The sequence below is a fragment of the Inquilinus limosus MP06 genome (assembly GCF_000767795.1).
GTDB lineage: Bacteria > Pseudomonadota > Alphaproteobacteria > DSM-16000 > Inquilinaceae > Inquilinus > Inquilinus limosus_E.
In genome coordinates this window covers 1-5,359 of sequence record NZ_JANX01000452.1, presented here as the reverse complement: position 1 = coordinate 5,359, position 5,359 = coordinate 1, and the positions used below count along the sequence as shown (strand labels likewise).

Here is a 5,359-nt window from a genome sequence, read left to right as displayed (position 1 = left end):
GCCCAGCGCCTGGGCCAGCCGGCCGGGGCCGGCGCACAGCAGGCGCGGCGACTCCAGGCCGCGCCGCGTGCGCATCACCTCGATCCCGTCGGTCGGCGCGATCGCCCGGATCAGCACGGCGCTGCCCGGCCGGGCGGCGTCGCACACCAGGTTCAGGCACCAGTGCAGCCCGTAGGAGCGGTAGACATAGGCGTGGCCGACCGGCCCGAACATCGCGGCGTTGCTCGGGGTCGGCCCGGCGAAGCTGTGCGACGCCGGATCGGTCGGGTCATAGGCCTCGGTCTCGACCACCATGCCGCCGACGCCATCGACCAGCAGGGTGGTGCCGATCAGGGCACGGGCGACGGAGACGACATCCGCCGTGAAGGCGCTGCGGTCCAGCGGCACCGGGGCGGGGGAGGGCGCATCGGGCATCCGGCCTGTCTCCGCGACCGCGGCGGCCTGCGCAAGCGGAATCCACCCTTTGCCGCAGCACATCCTCCCCGGCTTGGCCGGGCGGGGCGGGTGCCGTATGGTCGGACCTTTCCGATCCCAGGTGACCTAATGGACCAGCAAGCCCAGAAGCCCGCCATCCCGCCCGAGCTGGCGGAGCTGCGCAGCAGCATCGACAACATCGACGCGGCCCTCGTCCACCTGCTGGCCGAGCGCTTCAAATGCACGCAGAAGGTCGGGCGGCTGAAGGCGACGGTCGGCCTGCCCCCGGCCGATCCGGGGCGCGAGGCGGCGCAGATCGCGCGGCTGCGCCGGCTGGCCGAGGAATCGCATCTCGACCCGGATTTCGCCGAGAAGTTCCTGGCCTTCATCGTCGCCGAGGTGATCCGCCACCACGAGGCCATCCGAGACGGCGCCCGGGGCTGATCGTTGTATGCCGACGTGCCGATTGAGACTGCGTTGGCGTGAGTCGGCTGGTGGTGGTTTCGAGAACCGGAGCGCAGCGCACATTGGTGCGTGAGCACCGGAAGCGAAGAAACCGCCTCCAGACGGCCGCGCCAGTAGCAGTGTCAACGGCACGTCCCAAACCACCCGACATCCAGATGCAGGTGGTCCTTGTGCGCGGCGTTGTAGTCGGGTGACAGCACCACGTCGAAGATGCGGCAGGCGCGGTCGCGCAGCTCGTGCAGGAAGCGCGCCTCCGGACCGTCGCCGGCCCAGCCCTGCAGCACGCTGATCCGCCGCCCGTCGGCCAGCCGCACTGCGGCCAGGTCGATGGCGTCGGCGGTGGCGTGGCGGCTGCGCCGGTCGCGGTTGGCGATGTTGCGGCAGGCATAGGTGCCGAGATGCTCGATCGCCGCGGCCTTCTCGCCGAATGCGGTCTGGGCCGCCGGCTGCAGCGCGTGCCGCTCGAACAGGGCGAAGGCGACGGCGAGGCGGCAGGAGGCGGTGAAGCCGCGGTCGAGGCCCACCCCGGCGCGCGAGACCGCGACGGCGTTCTCGATGGCGCAGCCCGGCGCCTCACGCCGGTCGGGCACCGGGCGGGCGGTCATGCCGGCGGTCGCCAGCACCGCCCGGCACAGCGCCGGATCGGCCTTCACCCGCGCCAGCTTGAGGCCGGTCAATAGGTTGGGCGGGTCGCGCAGGTCCAGCAGCGCCCAGGGATTCCAGCGGTCCGGCAGCGCGATGTCGCCGCGCCACAGCAGCCCCGCCGCAACGATGGCGAGGAGCAGGGCTGACAGGAGCAGGATTCGGCGGCGCATCGGCGATCATATCGGCCCTTCCGGCCTTGCCGGCCAGCCCCGGCCGGACCAGATCTCTGAAGCCGTCCCGGGCGGGGCGGCGGCCGACCGGCATCGCCCTCCCAGCGACATCCCTGAGGAGCTCCCCATGTCCACCCATCCCGCGATCCGGGCCGGCCGGGTCGCTGTCATCACCGGCGCCGCCGGCGGCATCGGCCTGGCCGCCGCGAAGCGCTTCGCCTCGATCGGCCTCAAGATCGTGCTGGCCGACCTGCCGGGCGAGGCGCTGGACTGCGCCGCCCGCGAGGTGTCGGAGCTGGCCGCCGGCGGCGCGCCGGATGTCCGCGCCGTGCCGACCGACGTGTCCCGGTTCGATGAAGTCGAGGCGCTGCGCGATGCCGCCCTGTCGGCCTTCGGCGAAATCGGGGTGCTGATGAACAATGCCGGTATCGGCAATGGCGGCGGGCCGTGGGAGAACTACGACCGCTGGTGCCGGGTGCTGGGCGTCAACCTGTACGGCGTGATCCACGGCGTGCAGGCCTTCGCCCCGGCGATGATCGCCCAGGGCGGCGACGGGCTGATCGTCAACACCGGGTCGAAGCAGGGCATCACCACCCCGCCGGGCGACACCGCCTACAACGTCTCCAAGGCCGGGGTGAAGGCGTTGACCGAAGGGCTGGCGCATGCGCTGCGCGAGACCGAGGGCTGCCGCGTCACCGCCCATCTGCTGATCCCGGGCTACACCTTCACCGGCATCACCGCCCGCGGCGCCACCGAGAAGCCGGCGGCGGCCTGGAGCGCGGAGCAGGTGGTCGAATTCATGCTCGACAGCCTCGGCCGCGGCGACTTCTACATCCTCTGCCCCGACAACGACGTCACCCGGGCGATGGACGAGAAGCGCATCCGCTGGGCGGCGGACGACATCATCCGCAACCGGCCGGCCTTGTCGCGCTGGCACCGCGACCACAAGGACGCTTTCGCCGCCTATATGGCGCGGCCGGACTGACCATTTCGCTTGGCCTCGTCTGGATTCCATCAAGGCGAGGCCAAGCGAAACGACAATCGATTGGTTGAATTTTTCGGGATTTCTCTAAATTTGTTCAGTATTATTGCATCCAGCATTGGGATTTATCTTGCGCGGTGAAATAATTCTCTATAAGACAGAAGTCCCAGCCTGAATCCATAACAGGCATTTCATCGTCCCCCGCATTTTTCATCGGGGTTCAGGCTGGGGCCCTTCCTCAGCCGGAGAGTCCAGGCCGGTCCAGCGGCACCGGCTTGCTCATATAGACGGTGGTGCCTTCCAGGAACGGCTCCTCCCGGTCCACGGCGAAGCCGGCGCGGGCGTAGAGGTCGACATTCCCGGCGAAGCGCGGATTGGTGTAGAGGCGCAGCAGCGGCCGCCCCAGCTCGGCCGCCAGCGCCTCGGCATGGGCCAGCAGGCGCTTGCCGTGGCCGCGGCGCTGGGCGTCCGGCGCCACCGCCAGGTTCTCGATCAGCAGATGGTCGCCGCGGTCGATGATCTCGATCAGCGCGGCCAGGCCGTCGCCCTCGAACAGCAGGTCGATCCGGTGCTCGCGCACCGCCTGGTCGTAATCGGCCTTCATCGGCGTCGGCTCGCGGCCGATCACCGGCACCCATTTGGCATAGGCGGCGCGGGTCAGCTCGCGGACGGCGGCGGCGTCGTCGGCGGTGGCGCGGCGGATCAGGAGATCGGGCTGGCTCATGGTCTGGTCCTTCGGGGACGGCGGTGACCGGCAAGAAAAAACCCGCCGGTCGGGGTGACGGCGGGTTGCGGTGGTCGGGATCCGGTGGATCAGCCGGGGCTGGCCCCGGCGGATCCTCCGCCTCTCCCGGCGCACCACAGCGCCGCCGTCGTCATGGGACGACGTCGTTTGGCGGCGGTGGTAGCTCGGTCGAAGCGGGTCATGGAGAGATGATCCCGACTCAGGCGGTCGCCGTCAACGACTGTGGTGTTACAGCCCGGCGCGCCACGACGGCGGCGGCCAGCCGTTCCAGCACCGCCACCGAGTCGTCCCAGCCGATGCAGCCGTCGGTGATGCTCTGGCCGTAGACCAGCGGCGTGCCGGGGACCAGGTCCTGCCGCCCGGCCACCAGGTGGCTCTCGACCATCACGCCGATGATGCGGCTGTCGCCCGCCTCGACCTGGCGCGCCACGTCGTCGATCACCTTCGGCTGGTTCTCCGGCTTCTTGCTGCTGTTGGCGTGGCTGGCGTCGATCATCACCGCCGGCCGCAGCCCGGCCCTGGCCAGCTCGGCGCAGGCAGTCGCGACGCTGGCGGCGTCGTGGTTCGGCGCCTTGCCGCCGCGCAGGATGATGTGCGTGTCGTCATTGCCGGCGGTCGAGGCGATGGCCGACCGGCCGGTCTTGGTCACCGCCATGAAATGATGCGGCTGGGAGGCGGAGGAGACGGCGTCGACCGCGATCTTGACGTTGCCGTCGGTGCCGTTCTTGAAGCCGACCGGGCAGGACAGGCCGGACGCCATCTCGCGATGGATCTGGCTCTCGGTGGTGCGGGCGCCGATCGCGCCCCAGCCGACCAGGTCGGCGATGTATTGCGGCGTGGTCATGTCCAGGAACTCGCAGGCCGCCGGCAGCCCCAGCCGGTTGACCTCCAGGAGCACGCTGCGCGCCCGCCGCAGCCCCTTGTCGATCTGGAAGCTGCCGTCCAGGTCGGGGTCGTTGATCAGCCCCTTCCAGCCCACCGTGGTGCGCGGCTTCTCGAAATAGACCCGCATGACGATCTCCAGCTCGCCGCCCAGGCGCTGGCGCAGCGGCTGCAGCCGGCGGGCATAGTCGAGCGCCGCCTCCGGGTCGTGGATCGAGCAGGGGCCGATCACCACGGCCAGGCGGTCGTCGGTCCCGTGCAGGATGCCGTGCAGGACGCGGCGGGCGTCGGTCACGGTGCGGGTGGCGACGGCATCGCGCGGGAACTCCTGCATCACCTCCTCGGGTGTGCTCAGCTCCTTGATCTCGCGGATGCGCAGGTCGTCGGTGGTCTTCAACACGGCTTGGGCTCCTGGTTCACCCCGCCGGCGGCAACAAAAAAGCCGCCAGGAGGTCTGGCGGCTCTCGGGTCGTCGGTTGATCCTTCAGATCACGCGCACCCTCGCTCCGCCGCCGAAGGCGGGAAGCTAAAGTACCAGAAATAGGTGGCGCGAACGGAAGTCATGTCCTGCATATAAGCCGGGATCCCGGCTTTGTCACCATGGTTCTTTCGGGAAACATCAGGGTTGGGCTCCGGGGCTTTCGGGAAGTTGCCCGATGGCCACAGGGGCGGAACCGGGGCGCCGCCGGAGGGTTTTTCCGGGGCGCCGGTCGGAAGGGCTTGAGCCTTGCCGCCCGGCACGTCAGAACGGCGCATTGCCGTCGCGACCTGGAAGCGGAGCCCTGTCGATGAAACCCGTCCGAGCCCTTCTGCCCGTCCTCGCCGCCGCCCTCCTGTCCACGACCATGCTGGCGGCAGGCCCCGTCGCGGCGCAGACCAGCCAGCGCTACTCGACCTGGCAGCCGCCGCAGCAGGACCAGACCAAGGCGGTGCTGGACGAGCTGTCGCGGATGATCAGCCAGGCGGAACGCGACCGCGCGGCCAGCCCGGATTTCATCGCCGACCTGAAGGGGCTGGTGCAGCGGCACTCGGCCGCCACGGTCCCCGCCGAGCCTC

The 5,359-nt window shown here is 70.1% G+C and carries 7 protein-coding genes; 3 read left to right on the top strand and 4 right to left on the bottom strand.

Annotated features, from left to right (window positions below; translation table 11 throughout):
- On the bottom strand, nt 1-414 hold a 414-nt coding region (locus P409_RS25660; protein ID WP_081991793.1), incomplete at its 3' end, for a DNA-3-methyladenine glycosylase.
- Between the two features lie 129 nt (nt 415-543).
- Between P409_RS25660 and P409_RS25655 the strand changes: the two genes are divergently transcribed.
- On the top strand, nt 544-858 hold the full coding sequence (locus P409_RS25655; protein WP_034845122.1) for a chorismate mutase: 315 nt from the start codon (nt 544-546) through the stop codon (nt 856-858).
- Nucleotides 859-1,001: 143 nt separating this feature from the next.
- On the opposite strand, the gene P409_RS25650 is transcribed toward P409_RS25655, so the two are convergent.
- Nucleotides 1,002-1,694 (bottom strand): extensin-like domain-containing protein, encoded by a 693-nt coding sequence (locus P409_RS25650; RefSeq protein WP_034845120.1) that lies wholly within the window; start codon nt 1,692-1,694, stop codon nt 1,002-1,004.
- A 127-nt stretch (nt 1,695-1,821) separates the two neighbouring features.
- Here P409_RS25650 and P409_RS25645 point away from each other — a divergent pair, with 127 nt between their 5' ends.
- On the top strand, nt 1,822-2,679 hold the full coding sequence (locus P409_RS25645; RefSeq protein WP_034845118.1) for an SDR family NAD(P)-dependent oxidoreductase: 858 nt from the start codon (nt 1,822-1,824) through the stop codon (nt 2,677-2,679).
- Between the two features lie 235 nt (nt 2,680-2,914).
- Here P409_RS25645 and P409_RS25640 read toward each other — a convergent pair whose 3' ends face one another.
- Both P409_RS25640 and P409_RS25635 read right to left on the bottom strand, forming a co-directional pair.
- Nucleotides 2,915-3,400, bottom strand: coding sequence for a GNAT family N-acetyltransferase (locus P409_RS25640; protein ID WP_034845117.1), 486 nt, complete (start codon nt 3,398-3,400; stop codon nt 2,915-2,917).
- A gap of 220 nt (nt 3,401-3,620) precedes the next feature.
- The gene (locus tag P409_RS25635; RefSeq protein WP_034845116.1) at nt 3,621-4,703 is read right to left on the bottom strand and encodes a 3-deoxy-7-phosphoheptulonate synthase; all 1,083 of its coding nucleotides are present in this window, start codon (nt 4,701-4,703) and stop codon (nt 3,621-3,623) included.
- Between the two features lie 388 nt (nt 4,704-5,091).
- Here P409_RS25635 and P409_RS25630 point away from each other — a divergent pair.
- On the top strand, nt 5,092-5,359 hold a 268-nt coding region (locus P409_RS25630), incomplete at its 3' end, for a hypothetical protein (protein WP_034845115.1).

Bases quoted from the DNA above. Each gene is read 5' to 3' on its own strand.
- P409_RS25640 (WP_034845117.1), bottom strand. From the start codon at position 3,400: ATGAGCCAGCCCGATCTCCTGATCCGCCGCGCCACCGCCGACGACGCC.
- P409_RS25650 (WP_034845120.1), bottom strand. From the start codon at position 1,694: ATGCGCCGCCGAATCCTGCTCCTGTCAGCCCTGCTCCTCGCCATCGTT.
- P409_RS25655 (WP_034845122.1), top strand. From the start codon at position 544: ATGGACCAGCAAGCCCAGAAGCCCGCCATCCCGCCCGAGCTGGCGGAG.
- P409_RS25645 (WP_034845118.1), top strand. From the start codon at position 1,822: ATGTCCACCCATCCCGCGATCCGGGCCGGCCGGGTCGCTGTCATCACC.